We start from the raw sequence: 20,357 nt of genomic DNA, 5'->3' as shown, positions 1-20,357 counted from the left end.
CTATCGGTAACCGCGGGCCTGCAAATCAAACAACTGTGCATAGCGCCCGCCCGCGGCCACCAGACTGTCGTGATCGCCTCGCTCAAGGATCGCTCCCTGGTCCAGCACGATGATGTGGTCGGCATTGCGCACGCTGGAAAACCGGTGAGAGATCAGCAACGTCATCCGGCCTTCAGTGTGCTCACTGAAGTGCTCAAACACCGCTGCTTCCGCCGCCGGGTCGAGTGCCGAGGTCGGCTCATCCAGAATCAGGATATCGGCGTTGCGCCGCATGTAGGCGCGCGACAACGCGATCTTCTGCCATTGCCCGCCGGACAGCTCCTGGCCGCCGGCAAACCACCGCCCCAATTGCGTGGCATATCCTCGATCCAACCCTTCGATAAAGGGTGCAGCCATGCCCTCGGCGGCGGCGGCCTGCCAGCGCTGTTCATCGTTGAACGCCAGTGTGTCACCGACGCCGATGTTCTCGCCGACGGAGAATTGGTAGCGGATGTAGTCCTGAAAAATCACCCCGATGCGCCGCCGCAGCGCGTCTTCTTCCCACGCTTGCAGATCGCTGCCGTCCAGCAGGATACGGCCCTGATCAGGACGGTACAGCCGCGTCAGTAATTTGATCAGCGTGGTCTTGCCCGACCCGTTCTCCCCCACCAGCGCCACACTGTGGCCGGGCACAAGGTGAAGATCGATGCCTTCCAGCGCGGCGCGACTGGCACCTGGATAACGGAAACCGACGTTCTCGAAACGCAGGCCATCGCCGGGTACCGCGCCCACGGTGAGGTTGCCGGTATCCGCCACAACAGGCTCGGCCAGGTATTCATAAAGACTGGAGAGGTAAAGGCCATCTTCGTAGAGACCGCTGATGGCACTCAGGCTGCTGCTCACCGCCGTCTGCCCCTGCTTGAACAACACCAGGTACATGGTCATCTGCCCGAGGCTGATATTGCCATGGACGGTATCGACCACCACCCAGGCATAGGCCAGATAAAACGCACCGGTGCCCAGTAGACCGAGGACAAATCCCCAGCCATCCCGACGTAATGTCAGGCGCCGGTCTTCGGCATAGAGCCGCGCGAACGTCTCGCGATAACGCTTCAACAGCAGCGGCGCGAAGCCGAACAGTTTGACCTCTTTGATGTAGCCCTCGTGAGAGAGCAGCGTCTCGATGTAACTCTGTTGCCGACTCTCCGGCGCGCGGCGAGTGAACAGTCTGAAAGCATCACCGGAAAAATGCGCTTCGGCAAAAAATACCGGTAGTGCGCCGACCACCAGCAGCACCAGCGCCCAAGGCGAAAAATGCACCAGCAACACACCGAAGCTGATCAACACGATCAGGTTCTGGATCAGCCCCAACGACTTCATCACCAGCGCCAACGGCCGAGTCGAAGCCTCGCGGCGCACCCGAATCAGCTTGTCGTAGAACTCCGAATTCTCGAACTGCACCAGCGATAACGTCTGGGCCTTCTCCAGAATCATCGTGTTGACCTTCTGCCCCAACTGCACCCGCAATAGCGATTGCTGGACCGACAACGCCCGTTGAGTCCCGGACAGCAACGCGAGCACGCCCGCTTCAAACAGCACATAACGCACGACCGGCCACAACGGCGCACTGCCCTGCTGCGCGTGCAATTGCATGGCAGTGACCACCGCATCGACGATACGTTGGCCTAACCAGGCGGCCAGTGCCGGGAGTACGCCGGCGATCAGCGTCGCCAGCACCAATCCCAGAAACAGTCCGCGTGACGTTGCCCAGACCAGCAGCAAGGCGCGTCTCGCCTGGTCGAGTAACGAGGTGAAACGATCAAGAACAGGGTTCACTCCGTGAGCTCCCCCTGATACCTCGCCCGATACCGTCCCGGACTTTCCCCCGTCCACTTCTTGAACGCCCGGTGAAACGCGCTTGGCTCCTGAAAGCCAAGCTGCTCGGCAATGTCACTGATGCTCGCTCGGCTCTGGCGCAGCTGTTCGAAGGCTACGCCACGCCGCACCTCGTCCTTGATCTCCTGATACGAACACCCTTCACGCTCCAGCTTTCGGCGGAAGGTGCTGGGGCTCAGGTGCTGTTCCAAGGCGAAGGCCTGCAAGGTCGGCCACTGGCTGTAATGACTGTTGCGCAGGCGCTGGTGGACCTGCGACGCCAGGCCATGCTGATTACGAAAACGGATCACCAGCCATTGCGGCGCGGTGCGCAAAAACACTTTCAGTGAGGCCAGATCCTGAACCACCGGCAGACGCAGATAGTGGCTGGCGAATTCGATTTCGGTGCGCTCCGCGCCAAAGGTCAGGTTCGGTCCCCAGAGCAAACGGTCATCGCTGAGCGACACACGTTCATGGCGAAAATCTGCGCGGTCGATGGGGATGCGCCGCCCGCCCAGCCAGCAGAGCAGACTGATCATCAACACCAGAAACGTCTCCTCGCCCAAACGACTGACGTCGCTGTTTGGCGAGTGGTTCTGCAGGCTGATCACCGCACGTTTTCCGCGCACCGTCAGCGTGCCGCGAAAGTCCTGGAGGAATAGCGCGAAATTGGCCAGGCATTGGCGCATGGCTTTGTGCAGGTCAGGTTCCTGAATCAATGCCCGGCAGATCAGGGCGAAACCGCCCGGCGGCATGCCATGGGAGTCGAGCCCGAAAAACTCATCGTTGAGCTCGCGGATCTGAATCAACCACAACGCGGCAAACGCACTCGCCGGTACACGTGCAGTGGGCTGCTCCATCAACGCCGGATCGATGCCGGCCTGTTCAAGCGCAGCCCTCTGACGTTGCGGATTGTTGCCCAGCCCATGGATCATTGCCTGCACGAAGTAGGCAGAAACCGAGTCCTTTTCCCGCATGTGAACGCTTCTCTCCCCATCACCCGAATGGCAAAAAACACCAGTGCCGTTGAACAGTTTCGGCATAGGACAACCGCCCTGCCGGCTCTAGACTCGCGGCCAATAGTACGCCTTCGGCCACTACGGCGGCCAAGGTATCGCGGGATTTGATCGGAAGGACAGAACATGAATCTGCAAAACATTGGCGTGATCGGCGCAGGCACCATGGGCAATGGTATTGCGCAAGTCTGCGCCTTGGCCGGTTTTAACGTGACCTTGCTCGACATCTCCGAGAGCGCCCTGCAAAAGGCCGTCGCGACCGTCGCCAAAAACCTCGATCGGCAGGTTGCCAAGGAAACGCTGACGCAAGAGCAAAAGCTCGCCGCCCTCGATAAGATCCGCACCAGCACCGACTACACCAACCTGCAGAACGTGCAACTGGTGATCGAAGCCGCGACCGAAAACCTCGAGCTGAAACTGCGCGTGCTGCAACAGATCGCCGCGCAGGTCAGCGACGATTGCGTGATTGCCTCCAACACGTCTTCGCTGTCCATCACCCAACTCGCTGCCAGCGTGAGCCAGCCTGAGCGTTTCATCGGTCTGCACTTCTTCAACCCGGTGCCGGTGATGGGCCTGATCGAGGTGATTCGCGGTTTGCAAACCAGCGACGCCACCCACGCCCTGGCGCTGGACATGGCGACCACTCTCGGCAAAACCGCGATCACCGCGGGCAACCGTCCGGGTTTCGTGGTCAACCGGATTCTGGTGCCGATGATCAACGAAGCGATCCTGGTGTTTCAGGAAGGCCTGGCCAGCGCCGAAGACATCGACGCCGGCATGCGCCTGGGCTGCAATCAGCCGATCGGGCCGTTGGCGTTGGCGGACCTGATCGGTCTGGACACCGTGCTGGCGATCCTCGAAGCCTTCTACGATGGCTTCAACGACAGCAAGTACCGCCCTGCTCCACTGCTCAAGGAAATGGTCGCCGCCGGTTACCTGGGGCGCAAAACGGGGCGTGGCTTCCATGCCTATGCCTGAGCGTTGCTCGCGCTTTGCCGAGTACCGGGACAAGGTGCTGGAGCTGTTCGCCTGCAAAGGTTTCGGACAGGTCGGCATGCGTGAGCTCGCGACCTGCCTGGGGCTCGCTCCCGGCTCGTTGTATCACCATTACCCCAGCAAACAGCACTTGCTGCTCGACCTGATCGAAGAGTTCTACGAAGAGCTGCTGGCAACCTTGGGGCGTATCGAGCAAAAGGCGCCGGCAAAACGTGACAAGCTCCATGCCCTTATCCGAGCGCATTTGAACCTGCATCAGGAGATGCCCTGGCATTTTCGTCTGGCAGAGCGTGACAGCGGCTGCCTGAATGAAGAGCAACAGGAACGGGTTCGGCAGCTGCGCGAGCAATACGAGCGCAAATTGCTGCTGATGCTCGGGGCCCGATCCCGCTTCAGTGAACAGGGTTTGCTGGCCGCCGGACATGCCATCGCTAACTTACTCAACAGCGCACCCGGCTGGTTGGCGCAACATTCGCTGGATGAGCAAGAGCGCGTTGAGCTGTTGGAGAGTCTGGTGAGTGGAGCCATCGAACGTTTGCTACGCCCCGCGGCTCCACGGGCAGTAGCTTGAGGAACCGGGATCACTACTGAGGCGCTAGAAGCCATAAGCCACGCCGCTTCAATAGAAAAAACATCTAAACGATTCCTGCCAATCACGATATCTAACGCTTTGCTAAAGGGAGCCCAATCACTGCGGAGCCGGAGGTGAATTCAGCCTCCCTCCGCTTCTTCGTTACCGGGAGCAAAGCATGAAAATCAATCCCTACTTGATCTTCAACGGCGACTGCAAAGCCGCCTTCACCTTCTATGCCCAAAGCCTGCCAGGCCAGATCGAAGTCATGATGACCTTCGGCGAAAGCCCCGCGCGCGAGCACTTTCCGACGGACTACCACAACCTGATCATCCACACCCGCCTGCTGGTGGGCGATCAGGCGATCATGGGCTCGGACACAACACCTGATCGCCCTACTGACGAAATGAGCGGCTGTTCGGTTTCGCTGAATGTCGACAGCATTGCGGAGGCTGAACGGGTCTTCGCTGCATTGTCGGAAGACGGCAGCGTTCAAATGCCACTGGAAGCGACGTTCTGGGCAGCACGCTTCGGCATGTTGGTTGATCGGTTTGGTGTGTCGTGGATGGTGAATTGCGAAAAGGATCAGTGAAACTCACTTTCTCAAGGCATGAAAAAAGCCCAACCTGGAAAGGTTGGGCTTCTGGCAACTGCCGGACCGTCTGCTACCGTCAACACGCTACCTCGTACAACTGCGGATTGTTCGGAGGAACCCCACCATGCCTGCCCATGATGTGCCTTGGTCCACTCGTTTCAAACTGTCACTGCTGGCCGGAGGACTCACCGCCACTCTGCTCGCGCTGAGTGGCTGCGCCACCGTCGACGCCCAGACCACCGCCTATGTGGGCGTAGAGCATCCCGCACCGACGCTCGCCAGCGAGGTCGTGGTGCTGCGCACCGAGCCTCTTCGCCCTCACGTCCGATTGGGTGAGGTGGTCATCGATGCCAGCGTCGAGCCTGCTCCTCCCATCACTCAGGTAGAAGAAAAACTACGCGACGAGTCCGCCAAGCTCGGCGGCGATGCCGTGGTGGTGGTCTACGACCATATCCAACCGGTGGGCGCCTATGTCAACGGTCCACTGTGGGCTCGCGACGTAAAAACCATCGAAGGTCGGAAACTCAAAGGGATTGTGATCAAGTACCGGTAATGTCCGTTCGCACTTTCCTGCGAGCAAAACAAAACCCCTACCTGCATACGCAGATAGGGGTTTCGGAATTTAATCTTGACGATGACCTACTCTCACATGGGGAAACCCCACACTACCATCGGCGATGCATCGTTTCACTGCTGAGTTCGGGATGGGATCAGGTGGTTCCAATGCTCTATGGTCGTCAAGAAATTCGGGTACTGAGTCGTGACCTGTTGGTCTCGCTTCAGCAAATTGGGTATGTGACAGCAGGTGTTTTGTGAGTATCTCGAACTTTCGGTTCGTTTCGTCTTCACACACCGCAATCTGGTGCCTTTTCAGGTCAGCAAATTGCTTGGGTGTTATATGGTCAAGCCTCACGGGCAATTAGTATTGGTTAGCTCAACGCCTCACAGCGCTTACACACCCAACCTATCAACGTCGTAGTCTTCGACGGCCCTTCAGGGGACTCAAGGTCCCAGTGAGATCTCATCTTGAGGCTAGTTTCCCGCTTAGATGCTTTCAGCGGTTATCTATTCCGAACATAGCTACCCGGCAATGCCACTGGCGTGACAACCGGAACACCAGAGGTTCGTCCACTCCGGTCCTCTCGTACTAGGAGCAGCCCCTCTCAAATCTCAAACGTCCACGGCAGATAGGGACCGAACTGTCTCACGACGTTCTAAACCCAGCTCGCGTACCACTTTAAATGGCGAACAGCCATACCCTTGGGACCGGCTTCAGCCCCAGGATGTGATGAGCCGACATCGAGGTGCCAAACACCGCCGTCGATATGAACTCTTGGGCGGTATCAGCCTGTTATCCCCGGAGTACCTTTTATCCGTTGAGCGATGGCCCTTCCATACAGAACCACCGGATCACTAAGACCTACTTTCGTACCTGCTCGACGTGTCTGTCTCGCAGTCAAGCGCGCTTTTGCCTTTATACTCTACGACCGATTTCCGACCGGTCTGAGCGCACCTTCGTACTCCTCCGTTACTCTTTAGGAGGAGACCGCCCCAGTCAAACTACCCACCATACACTGTCCTCGATCCGGATAACGGACCTGAGTTAGAACCTCAAAGTTGCCAGGGTGGTATTTCAAGGTTGGCTCCACGCGAACTGGCGTCCACGCTTCAAAGCCTCCCACCTATCCTACACAAGCAAATTCAAAGTCCAGTGCAAAGCTATAGTAAAGGTTCACGGGGTCTTTCCGTCTAGCCGCGGATACACTGCATCTTCACAGCGATTTCAATTTCACTGAGTCTCGGGTGGAGACAGCGCCGCCATCGTTACGCCATTCGTGCAGGTCGGAACTTACCCGACAAGGAATTTCGCTACCTTAGGACCGTTATAGTTACGGCCGCCGTTTACCGGGGCTTCGATCAAGAGCTTCGCGTTAGCTAACCCCATCAATTAACCTTCCGGCACCGGGCAGGCGTCACACCCTATACGTCCACTTTCGTGTTTGCAGAGTGCTGTGTTTTTAATAAACAGTCGCAGCGGCCTGGTATCTTCGACCGGCATGGGCTTACGCAGTAAATGCTTCACCCTCACCGGCGCACCTTCTCCCGAAGTTACGGTGCCATTTTGCCTAGTTCCTTCACCCGAGTTCTCTCAAGCGCCTTGGTATTCTCTACCCAACCACCTGTGTCGGTTTGGGGTACGGTTCCTGGTTACCTGAAGCTTAGAAGCTTTTCTTGGAAGCATGGCATCAACCACTTCGTCACCCAAAGGGTAACTCGTCATCAGCTCTCGGCCTTAGAATCCCGGATTTACCTAAGATTCCAGCCTACCACCTTAAACTTGGACAACCAACGCCAAGCTGGCCTAGCCTTCTCCGTCCCTCCATCGCAATAACCAGAAGTACAGGAATATTAACCTGTTTTCCATCGACTACGCTTTTCAGCCTCGCCTTAGGGACCGACTAACCCTGCGTCGATTAACGTTGCGCAGGAAACCTTGGTCTTTCGGCGTGGGTGTTTTTCACACCCATTGTCGTTACTCATGTCAGCATTCGCACTTCTGATACCTCCAGCAAGCTTCTCAACTCACCTTCACAGGCTTACAGAACGCTCCTCTACCGCATCACCTAAGTGATACCCGTAGCTTCGGTGTATGGTTTGAGCCCCGTTACATCTTCCGCGCAGGCCGACTCGACTAGTGAGCTATTACGCTTTCTTTAAAGGGTGGCTGCTTCTAAGCCAACCTCCTAGCTGTCTAAGCCTTCCCACATCGTTTCCCACTTAACCATAACTTTGGGACCTTAGCTGACGGTCTGGGTTGTTTCCCTTTTCACGACGGACGTTAGCACCCGCCGTGTGTCTCCCATGCTCGGCACTTGTAGGTATTCGGAGTTTGCATCGGTTTGGTAAGTCGGGATGACCCCCTAGCCGAAACAGTGCTCTACCCCCTACAGTGATACATGAGGCGCTACCTAAATAGCTTTCGAGGAGAACCAGCTATCTCCGAGCTTGATTAGCCTTTCACTCCGATCCACAGGTCATCCGCTAACTTTTCAACGGTAGTCGGTTCGGTCCTCCAGTTAGTGTTACCCAACCTTCAACCTGCCCATGGATAGATCGCCCGGTTTCGGGTCTATTCCCAGCGACTAGACGCCCTATTAAGACTCGCTTTCGCTACGCCTCCCCTATTCGGTTAAGCTCGCCACTGAAAATAAGTCGCTGACCCATTATACAAAAGGTACGCAGTCACCCAACAAAGTGGGCTCCCACTGCTTGTACGCATACGGTTTCAGGATCTATTTCACTCCCCTCTCCGGGGTTCTTTTCGCCTTTCCCTCACGGTACTAGTTCACTATCGGTCAGTCAGTAGTATTTAGCCTTGGAGGATGGTCCCCCCATATTCAGACAAAGTTTCTCGTGCTCCGTCCTACTCGATTTCATGACTAAGAGATTTTCGCGTACAGGGCTATCACCCACTATGGCCGTACTTTCCAGAACGTTCCGCTAATCTCAAAGCCACTTAAGGGCTAGTCCCCGTTCGCTCGCCACTACTAAGGGAATCTCGGTTGATTTCTTTTCCTCAGGGTACTTAGATGTTTCAGTTCCCCTGGTTCGCCTCTTAAGCCTATGTATTCAGCTTAAGATAACCATCTTATGATGGCTGGGTTCCCCCATTCAGACATCTCCGGATCAAAGTCTGTTTGCCGACTCCCCGAAGCTTTTCGCAGGCTACCACGTCTTTCATCGCCTCTGACTGCCAAGGCATCCACCGTATGCGCTTCTTCACTTGACCATATAACCCCAAGCAATCTGGTTATACTGTGAAGACGACATTCGCCGAAAATTCGATAATACTCAATTAAGAGCAACTCACAAATTTTACCTTAGCCTGATCCGTTACCAGTGAAAGTAACGTTCAGTCTATCTTTCTATCACATACCCAAATTTTTAAAGAACGATCTAATCCAAAGACTAGAAATCAACATTCACCATCATCACGATGGAATGCTCATTTCTAAGCTTTCAACAAACAGAAGCAGTTAGTGGTGGAGCCAAACGGGATCGAACCGTTGACCTCCTGCGTGCAAGGCAGGCGCTCTCCCAGCTGAGCTATGGCCCCGTATTTCTACAGGTTCCCACACAAAATTGGTGGGTCTGGGCAGATTCGAACTGCCGACCTCACCCTTATCAGGGGTGCGCTCTAACCAACTGAGCTACAGACCCAATTTCGAGCTTTAAGGCCGACCTCACCCTGCTCTTTACCACAGAGCATGGGGTGCGTTCCAACCAACTAAGCTACAACCTGTTAGGGCTGCTTCTTATCGTCTTCTTCAATGAATCAAGCAATTCGTGTGGGAGCTTATGGAGCAGCTGATGTCGTCGACTAAGGAGGTGATCCAGCCGCAGGTTCCCCTACGGCTACCTTGTTACGACTTCACCCCAGTCATGAATCACACCGTGGTAACCGTCCTCCCGAAGGTTAGACTAGCTACTTCTGGTGCAACCCACTCCCATGGTGTGACGGGCGGTGTGTACAAGGCCCGGGAACGTATTCACCGCGACATTCTGATTCGCGATTACTAGCGATTCCGACTTCACGCAGTCGAGTTGCAGACTGCGATCCGGACTACGATCGGTTTTCTGGGATTAGCTCCACCTCGCGGCTTGGCAACCCTCTGTACCGACCATTGTAGCACGTGTGTAGCCCAGGCCGTAAGGGCCATGATGACTTGACGTCATCCCCACCTTCCTCCGGTTTGTCACCGGCAGTCTCCTTAGAGTGCCCACCATTACGTGCTGGTAACTAAGGACAAGGGTTGCGCTCGTTACGGGACTTAACCCAACATCTCACGACACGAGCTGACGACAGCCATGCAGCACCTGTCTCAATGTTCCCGAAGGCACTCCGCTATCTCTAGCAGATTCATTGGATGTCAAGGCCTGGTAAGGTTCTTCGCGTTGCTTCGAATTAAACCACATGCTCCACCGCTTGTGCGGGCCCCCGTCAATTCATTTGAGTTTTAACCTTGCGGCCGTACTCCCCAGGCGGTCAACTTAATGCGTTAGCTGCGCCACTAAGAGCTCAAGGCTCCCAACGGCTAGTTGACATCGTTTACGGCGTGGACTACCAGGGTATCTAATCCTGTTTGCTCCCCACGCTTTCGCACCTCAGTGTCAGTATCAGTCCAGGTGGTCGCCTTCGCCACTGGTGTTCCTTCCTATATCTACGCATTTCACCGCTACACAGGAAATTCCACCACCCTCTACCATACTCTAGCTTGTCAGTTTTGAATGCAGTTCCCAGGTTGAGCCCGGGGATTTCACATCCAACTTAACAAACCACCTACGCGCGCTTTACGCCCAGTAATTCCGATTAACGCTTGCACCCTCTGTATTACCGCGGCTGCTGGCACAGAGTTAGCCGGTGCTTATTCTGTCGGTAACGTCAAGACACCAACGTATTAGGTTAATGCCCTTCCTCCCAACTTAAAGTGCTTTACAATCCGAAGACCTTCTTCACACACGCGGCATGGCTGGATCAGGCTTTCGCCCATTGTCCAATATTCCCCACTGCTGCCTCCCGTAGGAGTCTGGACCGTGTCTCAGTTCCAGTGTGACTGATCATCCTCTCAGACCAGTTACGGATCGTCGCCTTGGTGAGCCATTACCTCACCAACTAGCTAATCCGACCTAGGCTCATCTGATAGCGCAAGGCCCGAAGGTCCCCTGCTTTCTCCCGTAGGACGTATGCGGTATTAGCGTCCGTTTCCGAGCGTTATCCCCCACTACCAGGCAGATTCCTAGGCATTACTCACCCGTCCGCCGCTCGCCACCAGGTACAAGTACCCGTGCTGCCGCTCGACTTGCATGTGTTAGGCCTGCCGCCAGCGTTCAATCTGAGCCATGATCAAACTCTTCAGTTCAAACATCTTTGGGTTTTTAAGAAACCCTAAACTTGGCTCAGCAATCGTTGGTTACATCTTTGATTTCTCGCGGAGTAACTTGCGATGCTGATAATCTTGTTGACTATCAGTCTGACTCCACAAGCACCCACACGAATTGCTTGATTCAGTTGTTAAAGAGCGGTTGGTTAAGATCTTTCGTCTCAACCGAGGCGCGCATTCTACAGCAGCCTCTGTTGCTGTCAAGCGGTTATTTTTCGAAGTTTTCAAAGTTTCCTTTGCAACTTCAACCACTTGCGCTTGCGATCTCTCGTTAGCGGGAGGCGAATTCTACAGCGTTAGTCGCTGCTGTCAACACCTCTTTTACACCGCTTTCGACCGAGAAGATCGAATCGTCAATCAAGCTAAACCACCCTGCCTGACCGACTCCTTCTGGACTTCGATGACCTGAAGCAACTCGCTGTCGAAAACTGCGTAACTCGTTGTTTACCAAGGAGTTTTCCGTTTCGACTGCGCCGGAAGTGGGGCGAATTATAGACTTCCAGAATCTGCTGTCAACCCTTAATTGAGTTTTTCTATCAATCACGTGCAGAACGCCGGAAAACAGCCCGTTTCTCCTCTATATAGAAGAGCAAAACGAATCCTTCTATATAGAGGGCGGCCCAATCAGCTGCCATACACTTTCGCAGCGGGCACCGCCCGGGCCATCAATTGCTCTACTGCCTGCCCCACCTCGCCCACCGCCCAACGCCCTTGCCTGTCCAGTTCCGGACCTCTACGCCAGCCGTCGGCAATCGACAACTTGCCGCCCTCGACTTCGAACATCTGCCCGTTCACCGCACTGGACGCTTGCGAGCCGAGCCAGACCACCAACGGCGCAACGTTTTCCGGAGCGAAGTAGTCGAAGCCCTCTTCGGGTTTTTTCATGCTATCGGCGAACACTTGCTCGGTCATGCCGGTGCGCGCGGCCGGGGCCAGGGCGTTGACGGTTATGCCATAGCGACCCAGTTCGGCCGCCTGCACCAGCGTCAACGCAGCGATACCGGCCTTGGCAGCGGCATAGTTGGACTGACCGATGGAGCCCTGCAAACCGGCCCCGGAACTGGTGTTGATGATCCGCGCACTCAGCTGCGCCCCTCCCTTGGCCTGCTCGCGCCAGTAACGCGCGGCGTGGCTGGCGATACAGAAGTGGCCTTTGAGGTGCACGGCCACCACCGCATCCCAGTCGGCTTCGGTGAGGCTGGCGAACATTCGGTCGCGACAGATGCCGGCGTTGTTGACCACCACGTCCAGGCCGCCGAAGGTTTCGATGGCCTGGCGCACGATCAACGCCGCATCGTCGTAGCGGGTGATGTCGTTGCTGTTGGCCACGGCGCTTCCACCCAGCCCAAGAATTTCGCCGACCACGGCCAGCGCCGCTTCACGATTGATATCGTTGACCACCACGTTAGCGCCCTCGGCGGCGAAGGCCAGCGCGTAGGCCCGGCCCAGACCACCGCCGGCACCGGTGATGATCACTACGCGGTTCTCACAGATTTTCATGTTCCTGCTCCCTTCAAATACATCGCTTACAAGCGTTCGATAATCGTCACGTTGGCCTGGCCGCCACCTTCGCACATGGTCTGCAAACCGAAGCGTCCCCCGCTGCGCTCCAGTTCATGCAACAGCGTGCACATCAACCGAGTGCCGGTGGCGCCCAACGGATGGCCGAGGGCAATCGCCCCGCCGTTGACGTTGGTCTGTTCATGGGGATAACCCGTCTCCTTGAGCCAGGCCATGGCCACCGACGCGAAGGCTTCGTTGATCTCCACCCGATCGATGTCTTCCAGCTTCATCCCGGCTCGCTTGAGTGCATAAGCGGTGGCCGGGATGGGAGCGGTGAGCATCCAGATCGGGTCTTCGGCGCGTACGCTGAGGTGGTGGATACGCGCGCGCGGTGTCAGCCCATAGCGTTTGAGTGCCGCTTCAGAAACGATCAGCATCGCGCTGGCCGCGTCGCAGGTCTGGCTGGACACTGCCGCGGTCACCCGGTCGCAGCCAAACAGCACGTCCAGTTCGGCCATTTTCGCCAGACTGGTCTGTCGCGGCGTTTCGTCGTGCACGACCCCGGCCAGTGGCACGATTTCCCGGTTGAACCGTCCTTGCTCGATGGCCCGCAATGCCCGCTGATGGGACTCCAGTGAATAGGCTTCCAGTTGTTCGCGGGACAGCCCCCACTTCTCGGCAATCATCTGCGCCGAACGGAATTGAGTCGGCGGTTGTGCGCCATAGCGCCGGACCCAACCTTCGGAGCCGCTGTACGGATCACTGAAGCCCAGTGGTTCGGCAGCGATCATGGCTGAGGAAATAGGAATCTGGGTCATGGTTTGCACGCCGCCGGCGACGACCACATCCTGAGTGCCGCTCATCACCGCTTGGGCGGCAAAGTGCACCGCTTGCTGGGACGAACCGCACTGGCGATCGATGGTGGTGCCGGGTACTGCATGCGACAGGCCCGCGGCCAGCCAACAGGTGCGGGCAATGTCCCCGGCCAGCGGACCGATGGTGTCGACACAACCGAAGATCACGTCGTCGTAATCGTCATCGGGGATGTCGTTGCGCTCGACCAGCGCACGCAAGACGTGGGCGCCCAGATCGGCGGCGTGAATCTGGCTCAAACCACCTTTGCGCCGCCCAGTGGGCGTGCGCAGGGCGTCGACAATATAGGCTTCAGGCATGGTGTACCTCGGGGTAAATGTTGACGTCAGGCACAGTCGCCGTCAGAAAGTTTTACCAGCACCCAGTGCTGGATTGCCGTCGAACAAAGCCGCGCGGATCCGCCCTTTATGATGGCCGCGATCACCCCAGACCTTGTCCAGCGCCCAGGCGCGTTTCATGAACAAATGCAGGTCGACTTCCCAGGTGTAACCCATGGCGCCATGGGCCTGAATGGTGTTTTTTGCGGCCAGCATCGCCGCTTCCGCCGTCGCCAGTTTGGCGTGGGACACCAGCACGTCTTGCCCCGGTTGCTGCTCGGCCACTGCGTAGGCGGCGCGATACAGCGGCCCTTTGGCGAACTCGATCTGCACCGCGACGTTGGCCATCAAATGCTTGACCGCCTGAAACGAACCCACCGGTTTGCCGAACTGTTTGCGTTCAAAGGTGTAATCCACCGCGAGGTCGACCATGCGCTTGGCCAGCCCCAGCATTTGCGCAGCACAGCCCAGCGCGCCACGATCAAACGCGGCGGCCCACAAGCGCCGACCCTGTTCGCCAGCGGCCACGCAGGTGGCGGACGTTGGCGTCCAGTCGACCTGAAACAGCTGACGACTGGGATCGACCGACACATTGCGGGTCAAGCGCACCGCGCCAGGTTCGACCGCATGCACCTCATCGCCATGGGCCAGCAACAACAAATCGGCGACATGAGCATCGCTGACCAGCGGGTTACCCGGTTCGGCAATCGCCAACCGCGCACGGCCTTCGGCGACGCGCGCCAGCCAGTGCTGTTTGAGCACCGCGTGGCTTTCATCAAGGGCGGCGAGCAACGGCACGCCGATCAGCATCGTGTCCACCAGCGGCTCGGGCAGACCGGCATAACCACATTCCTGAGCGAGCAGAATGAAGTCCAGCTCATTCATGCCCATCCCGTCTTGCTCTTCGGGAACGGTCAGCGCGGTCAGGCCCAACTCCACCAATTGGGCCCAGAGCTGATCGCTGCGCCCGCTGTCGCTGAGCCACAATTCGCGAATGCGCTCTGGAGTGACCTCGTTGATCAGAAAACTTCTGACGTTGTCCTGAAACAGCAATTGGTCGCGGCTGAAACTAAAGTCCATGGTCTATTCCTCAGGCACGCGGCATGCCGAGCATGCGTTCGGCAATGATGTTGCGCTGGATCTCGTTGGTGCCGGCGTAGATCGGCCCGGCCTGGGCAAACAGAAAGCCTTCCAGCCAATGGCCGACATCGCCCGCAGCAGGTGCTTCGGGCAGCAGCTCGCCACGCAAGCCGAGAATGCTCATGGCGGTGTCGTGCATGCGCTGATCGAGTTCCGACCAGAAGATTTTGTTGGTCGAAGACTCTGGCCCGATCTTGCCGCCCTGCACCAGTTTCGAGGCGGTCATGTAGGTGCTCAGGGTGTAAGCCTCGGCGTCCAGCCAGGCGCGCATCACCGACTCGCCAATGGCCGGATCGCGGTCAGCCTGCTCGCGGTTGGCCTGGTACAGCTGCACCAGTCGCCGAGCGGTTTCCTGAAAACGTGCGGGTGAACGCAGCAGCAAACCGCGCTCGAACCCGGCGGTGGACATCGCCACATGCCAACCCATGCCCTCGCCGCCCAGCGCGTTTTCCACCGGAACCTTGACGTCGTCGAAGAAAATCTCGGCGAACCCGGGCAAGCCATTGAGCTGAGGAATCGGCCGAACCGTGATCCCCGGACTGTCGAGCGGTAGCAGAATAAACGTCAGGCCCTGATGGCGCTGCGAATGGGGGTCGGTGCGGAAGATACCGAACACCCAGTCGGCCCACACGGCGCGAGTCGACCAGGTTTTCTGGCCGTTGATCACGTAATGGTCGCCCACCCGTTCGGCCTTCGAGCGGATTGCCGCCATGTCGGAACCCGCGCCCGGTTCGGACCAGGCCTGGGCCCAGATGTCTTCGCCAGTGGCCATGCGTGGCAGAAAGCGCGCCTTCTGTTCCTCGCTGCCATATTCCATCAGCGTCGGGCCGAGCAGGAAGATGCCGTTCTGGTTAACCCGTGCAGGCGCGCCAGAGCGGTAGTACTCCTCCTCGAAGATCAACCACTCGATCAAGTCGCAACCGCGCCCGCCGAGATCGATCGGCCAGGTGACCATGCCCCAGCGACCGTCGTTAAGCCGGTTTTCCCAGGCACGGTGCTCGGCAAAGCCTTGCTCGGTGTCGAACGATTGCAGCGGTTCACGGGGTACATTGGCCGTCAGCCAGGTCCGCGCCTCGGCGCGAAAGGCCTGCTGGGCCGGGGTGTATGTCAGGTCCATGAGAGTGCCTTCAGCCGTTGAAGTGGGCATCGCGCTTCTCGACGAACGAGTCGCGTGCTTCCTGTGAGTCCAGTGAGCGATAAGCCTCGAGCGTGAAGCCCTGCTCCCAGCGATATTTGTCTTCCAGATTGCCGTCTTCGATACCGCTCAGCGCTTCTTTGGCGAGGCTGATCATGGCCGGGCTCTTGGCGGCGATGGTGCGGGCGATCTGCAGCGCGGCCTCACGCAAGTCCTCGCGCTTGACCACACGCTCTACCGCACCCAGGCGCCAGGCCTCGGCGGCGTCGATCATTTCGCCGGTGAAGTACATGTGACGGACTTTCTGTACCGGGAACAGCCGCTGCAAATGCGCGCCGCCACCCATGGCACCGCGATCGACCTCGGGCACGCCGAAACTGGCGCACTCGGAGGCCACCAGAATGTCGGCCGCGCCGCAGATGCCGATGCCGCCGCCGAGCACGAAGCCGTGTACCGCGACGATCACCGGTTTCGGGTTGCGGTGGATCGCCTTGAAGCTGTCGTAGTTGCCTTTGTTCACCGCCACGATCAGGTTGCCGTCGGCGGCCAGTTCCTTGATGTCGACCCCGGCACAGAAGCCGCGCCCTTCGGCCCGAATCACGATCACCCGCACGCTGGCGTCGCGACCGAGGCCTTCGATCTCGCTGGCGATATCGGCCCAGCCCTGACAATTGAAGGCGTTGACCGGTGGCTGGTTGAACACCAGTTCGGCGATGCCGTTATCGATACTGACGCTAAATGGTTTCATGCCTTTCCCCTTCACGACACACGGCGGCACAGCTCGCCCAGACGCGCTTCGGCGTCACGGACGATCTGTTCAATCAATTGGGCGCAGCTGGGCAAGCTGTCGATGGACGCGGCGATCTGGCCGGCGGGCAGTACACCTTCGGCGGGTAACCCGTCGACCATGGCTTTCTGGATCACCATCGGCGCGTTGGCGGCCATGATGCTTTGGGCGGCCGTCAGCTCACCGCTGCCGCGCATTTTCAAAACGCTGCCGAGCAGTTGCGTCAGGCTCATGCCACTGTGGCGGCGGTACGCCAGGCCACTGCGGACCGCCAGCAACAAGCGTTTGAGACCACCACTCGCTTCAAGCTGGTTGAGCAATTCGTTGCGAATCATCCGTTGCGGCATACCGTCGATGGCGCGACTGATGATGATCGCCGCCGGGTCCTTGACCGCGAGGTAACGCGACAGGGTCGCCTGCGGCACCGGACTGTCGGCGCACATCAGAAAGCGCGTGCCCATGGCGATGCCTTCGGCGCCATAGGCCAGGGCCGAGACCAGGCCTTTACCATCCTTGAAACCACCGGCGGCGACCACGGGCACCGAGACCGCATTGACCACTTGATCGAGCAGCAACGAAGTGGGCACCGACCCGGTATGCCCACCGCCCTCACCGCCTTGTACGGTGACCGCATCGGCACCCATTTCCACGGCTTTTTGCGCGTGCTTCAGGGCGCCGACCGTGGGGATGCACACCACACCGGCGTCCCTCAGACGGCTGATCATTTGCTTGCCGGGCGAGCGGCTGTAGCTGACCGCCCTGACGTTGTGGCGCAGCACCAGCTCGACGATCTCTGCGGCGTTGGCCTGGTACATATGAAAATTGACCCCGAAAGGCTGATCGGTCAGACGCCGGGTTTCAAGGATCGCTGCCTCCATCCGCTGAGGCTCGATGGTCGCCCCGGCGAGAAAGCCGAAGGCGCCGGCATTGCCGGTGGCCGCCACCAGCTTCGGGTCGGCGACCCAGCCCATTGCGGTCTGGATGATCGGATAACGACAGCCGAGCAATTCGGTCAGACGGGTATTCAAAGAGATCGCCATGCTCACGCCCCGCCCGAGGTGCGTTGCGAACGGGCCATGGCCTTGGCGTCATATCCGCCCAGTCGGTCACCCGACATCAGCTCATTGTGCGCATGGGCGAAGTGGTGCAGGCCGAAGACCATGTCCATGGTCGCGCGCTTGCCCATCAGGTCTTCGGCGTTGTTGACCGCCTGCTTGCTCAGTTGCAGACCGAGGCGCGGCATCTGTGCGATGCGTCCGGCGATGTCGAGGGTTTCCTGTTCCAGCAGATCGCGGGCAACCACCCGATTGAGCATGCCCATCTGGTAGGCGCGCGCCGCCGGCATGCGCTCGCCGAGGAACAGAAACTCCTTGGCGATGCGCGGGTTCAGCTCATGCACATGGGCGAAATACTCGACCCCGGGAATGCCCATGCGCACCACCGGATCCGCGAAGTATGAATCCTCACTGGCGACGATCAGGTCGCACACCCAGGCCAGCATCAGCCCGCCCGCGATGCACGCCCCCTGAACCATGGCGATGGTCGGCTTGGGCATTTCGCGCCAGCGCCGGCACATGCCCAGATAGACTTCCTGCTCTCGGGCATAGAGAAACTCGCCGCCCGGCTTGTTGGTGTGGTCGTACCAAAGGCTCGCGCGGTCGAAGGTCTGATCGACGTCGCGACCCGGCGTGCCGATGTCATGCCCGGCGGAGAAATGCTTGCCGGCACCCCGCAGCACGATGACTTTCACCTCATCGTCATCGCAGGCCTGGCGAAACGCCGCGTCCAGCGCGTAGGTCATCTGCGAGTTCTGCGCGTTGTGGTATTCGGGGCGGTTCATGGTGACCAGGGCCACCGCACCGCGCACCTCGTAAAGCACCACGTCAGCCTCGTTCTTGTCGTAATGTTCAGCCATCACTTTTCTCCGAAACGGGGGCGCTCAGCGTTGGCCTGGCGGGTTGTCTTTGAGCTGGCCGGCACGCAGGTTGTGCGGGTCCAGGCGCTGTATCAGCTGTAATTGCTCGATGGTCGGGGCGGCCGTGGTCGGGCAGTCTTGCGGCACATGCAGGGCAAATCCGGTGTTGTCCTGAACCTCGGCCACCGTCACGCCGGGGTGCAGCGAGCGAATCCGCATTTGCCGCTGCGGGCCCAGGAAATCCAGCACGCAGAGGTCAGTGATGATCAGGCGGATATCGATCTCGTCCAGCGACCAGCCGCGCGCCAGACGCGCCGGGTTGTAGCCAACCGAGGCGACCATATCGACCTCGCCTTCGACGAACACCCGACGGTTGTGGCTGGGCACGCAAAAGGAGTTGGCGTGGCTGATGGAGTTGCCGGGAAAACCGCGCACGCCGAGCATTTGCGCCTTGGGTTTGGCGTAATTACCAATGCATGAAATGTTGGCCTGGCCGAAGCGGTCAATCTGGGTCGGGCCGACCAGCGCATGGCGCTTGCCGCCCCAGACATTGTCGAAAATCCGCGAGAAACCCATCCAGCTATCGCGCTTGGGTTGATAACCGTTTCGCGCGCCCAGCGGCACCGGTTCGGCAACCATGTAGGCTTCGGAGTCGGTCATCAGCAGCTGCGGATTGCTGCTGAGCATGGCTAGTGACGCGGCGAGGCGTGGGATCACGCCGATGCCGCTGGCCAGAACCTCACCATCTTCACGCCAGGCTTCGGAGGCAGCGCAGATCATCAATTCGGCGAGGCTGTAATTGGTAGTGCTCATCGCAAGGCTCCCTTAAAAAATCGGCAACGGCAGTTGGCGGATCGCAGCCAGGCCGCCGACCTTGTCCAGGTACTGTTCGTGGGTGCAGTCGACGTAGTCCCGGACGTAGCCCTGCCAGCCATCGACGGCCTGGGCTGAAGCGTTGTAAGCCTTGAAGTGCGCCACGTCGAAACCGTACAACGGCGCGCAGGAAGACGGATGCGCGCCGCCCGGCACGTGGGCCACGCCGGTGGTCAGGTTGCGTTCCCAGAACACTTGATGTGCTTGCCCGGCATCGGCGTGAAAATACTCGCTGTCCACCCGTTCATCGCAGGTCACGTAGCTGTGAGTCGCGGCACGCACGAACAGGTCGTCCATGTAGTGATCGGGGCCGCTGATCTGGCAGACACCGCGCGCATCGGCACGGTCGACGTGAATCAGCGCCGCATCGAGTTTGAGCGCCGGCATGGCGACCCAGTCCTTGCCGTCGGCATAGGGCGAAGCGATCAATTTGATCTGCGGGTTGTGCCGCAGCACATCGGTGCCCAGGCCTACCGCCGTCGGAATAAACGGCACATTCATCGCAGCAGCCCGAAGACCTAGCAGCAGCATGCCTTCGTCGATTTCCATCACCTCCAGCGCCGCCTCTTGGCGTGCCTTGCGGAAGTACGGCTCCAGTGGAATGAAATCCAGGGAAACAAAGGCGAACACCAGTTTCCTGATCTTGCCGGCCGCGCAGAGCATGCCGACATCTGCACCACCGTAGGCGACGACGGTGAGGTCCTTGAGGTCCGAGCGCAGAATCTCCCGCACCAACGCCATGGGTTTGCGTCGCGGTCCCCAGCCACCGATACCGATGGTCATGCCGTCACGCAGTTGGCCGACCATCTCGGCCGTGGTCATTCGCTTGTCCATCGTCAT

15 protein-coding genes, 2 tRNA genes and 3 rRNA genes are annotated in these 20,357 nt (G+C 58.7%); 4 read left to right on the top strand and 16 right to left on the bottom strand.

Annotated features, from left to right (window positions below):
• Both AC3IUE_RS12440 and AC3IUE_RS12435 read right to left on the bottom strand, forming a co-directional pair.
• Positions 1-1,815: an ABC transporter ATP-binding protein gene (locus AC3IUE_RS12440; protein WP_489267720.1), complete on the bottom strand. Its 1,815-nt coding sequence runs from the start codon at positions 1,813-1,815 to the stop codon at positions 1-3.
• Positions 1,812-2,831: an AraC family transcriptional regulator gene (locus AC3IUE_RS12435; RefSeq protein ID WP_489267718.1), complete on the bottom strand. Its 1,020-nt coding sequence runs from the start codon at positions 2,829-2,831 to the stop codon at positions 1,812-1,814. Before AC3IUE_RS12435 ends, AC3IUE_RS12440 begins: the two co-directional genes overlap by 4 nt.
• A gap of 165 nt (positions 2,832-2,996) precedes the next feature.
• On the opposite strand from AC3IUE_RS12435, the gene AC3IUE_RS12430 reads away from it, so the two are divergent.
• The 4 genes from AC3IUE_RS12430 (at position 2,997) to AC3IUE_RS12415 (ending at position 5,585) form a co-directional block, all read left to right on the top strand.
• The gene (locus AC3IUE_RS12430) at positions 2,997-3,848 is read left to right on the top strand and encodes a 3-hydroxybutyryl-CoA dehydrogenase (RefSeq protein WP_489267716.1); all 852 of its coding nucleotides are present in this window, start codon (positions 2,997-2,999) and stop codon (positions 3,846-3,848) included.
• The gene (locus AC3IUE_RS12425) at positions 3,835-4,437 is read left to right on the top strand and encodes a TetR/AcrR family transcriptional regulator (protein WP_489267714.1); all 603 of its coding nucleotides are present in this window, start codon (positions 3,835-3,837) and stop codon (positions 4,435-4,437) included. Before AC3IUE_RS12430 ends, AC3IUE_RS12425 begins: the two co-directional genes overlap by 14 nt.
• A gap of 178 nt (positions 4,438-4,615) precedes the next feature.
• Complete coding sequence (locus AC3IUE_RS12420; RefSeq protein ID WP_046048345.1) at positions 4,616-5,029, top strand: VOC family protein; 414 nt, start codon at positions 4,616-4,618, stop codon at positions 5,027-5,029.
• Between the two features lie 127 nt (positions 5,030-5,156).
• A complete protein-coding gene (locus AC3IUE_RS12415; protein WP_056746503.1) occupies positions 5,157-5,585 on the top strand; it encodes a YajG family lipoprotein in 429 nt (142 codons plus the stop codon).
• A 73-nt stretch (positions 5,586-5,658) separates the two neighbouring features.
• Here AC3IUE_RS12415 and rrf read toward each other — a convergent pair.
• The 14 genes from rrf to AC3IUE_RS12345 all read right to left on the bottom strand — a co-directional run bounded on the left by rrf (position 5,659) and on the right by AC3IUE_RS12345 (position 20,351).
• Positions 5,659-5,774: ribosomal RNA gene (gene rrf / locus AC3IUE_RS12410) — 5S ribosomal RNA — on the bottom strand.
• 156 nt (positions 5,775-5,930) lie between these two features.
• Positions 5,931-8,822, bottom strand: a 23S ribosomal RNA gene (locus AC3IUE_RS12405).
• A 251-nt stretch (positions 8,823-9,073) separates the two neighbouring features.
• Positions 9,074-9,149: transfer RNA gene (locus AC3IUE_RS12400), tRNA-Ala, on the bottom strand.
• Between the two features lie 27 nt (positions 9,150-9,176).
• A tRNA-Ile gene (locus AC3IUE_RS12395) sits at positions 9,177-9,253 on the bottom strand.
• Between the two features lie 161 nt (positions 9,254-9,414).
• A 16S ribosomal RNA gene (locus AC3IUE_RS12390) occupies positions 9,415-10,953 on the bottom strand.
• Together the 16S, 23S and 5S rRNA genes with 2 tRNA genes alongside form the textbook arrangement of a ribosomal RNA operon.
• A 645-nt stretch (positions 10,954-11,598) precedes the next feature.
• On the bottom strand, positions 11,599-12,474 hold the full coding sequence (locus tag AC3IUE_RS12385; RefSeq protein WP_489267711.1) for an SDR family oxidoreductase: 876 nt from the start codon (positions 12,472-12,474) through the stop codon (positions 11,599-11,601).
• Between the two features lie 26 nt (positions 12,475-12,500).
• The gene (locus tag AC3IUE_RS12380) at positions 12,501-13,649 is read right to left on the bottom strand and encodes an acetyl-CoA C-acetyltransferase (protein WP_046049772.1); all 1,149 of its coding nucleotides are present in this window, start codon (positions 13,647-13,649) and stop codon (positions 12,501-12,503) included.
• 42 nt (positions 13,650-13,691) lie between these two features.
• Entirely contained in the window at positions 13,692-14,747 is a 1,056-nt protein-coding gene (locus tag AC3IUE_RS12375) for an acyl-CoA dehydrogenase family protein (RefSeq protein WP_489267708.1), read from the bottom strand.
• A gap of 10 nt (positions 14,748-14,757) precedes the next feature.
• Positions 14,758-15,924, bottom strand: a complete 1,167-nt coding sequence (locus AC3IUE_RS12370) for an acyl-CoA dehydrogenase family protein (protein WP_489267706.1) — start codon at positions 15,922-15,924, stop codon at positions 14,758-14,760.
• Positions 15,925-15,934: 10 nt separating this feature from the next.
• Complete coding sequence (locus tag AC3IUE_RS12365) at positions 15,935-16,690, bottom strand: enoyl-CoA hydratase family protein (RefSeq protein ID WP_046049769.1); 756 nt, start codon at positions 16,688-16,690, stop codon at positions 15,935-15,937.
• Between the two features lie 11 nt (positions 16,691-16,701).
• Positions 16,702-17,769 (bottom strand): NAD(P)H-dependent flavin oxidoreductase, encoded by a 1,068-nt coding sequence (locus AC3IUE_RS12360; RefSeq protein WP_489267704.1) that lies wholly within the window; start codon positions 17,767-17,769, stop codon positions 16,702-16,704.
• Between the two features lie 2 nt (positions 17,770-17,771).
• Positions 17,772-18,644, bottom strand: a complete 873-nt coding sequence (locus AC3IUE_RS12355) for an enoyl-CoA hydratase (RefSeq protein ID WP_489267702.1) — start codon at positions 18,642-18,644, stop codon at positions 17,772-17,774.
• 24 nt (positions 18,645-18,668) lie between these two features.
• Positions 18,669-19,457, bottom strand: coding sequence for a CoA-transferase subunit beta (locus tag AC3IUE_RS12350; protein WP_489267700.1), 789 nt, complete (start codon positions 19,455-19,457; stop codon positions 18,669-18,671).
• A 12-nt stretch (positions 19,458-19,469) separates the two neighbouring features.
• Positions 19,470-20,351, bottom strand: coding sequence for a CoA transferase subunit A (locus tag AC3IUE_RS12345; protein ID WP_489267698.1), 882 nt, complete (start codon positions 20,349-20,351; stop codon positions 19,470-19,472).
• Between the last annotated feature and the right edge of the window lie 6 nt (positions 20,352-20,357).

The organism is Pseudomonas sp. GL_093, from assembly GCF_057837605.1.
Note: the sequence above shows the minus strand (reverse complement) of the source record. Positions and strands in the feature narration are given on the sequence as shown.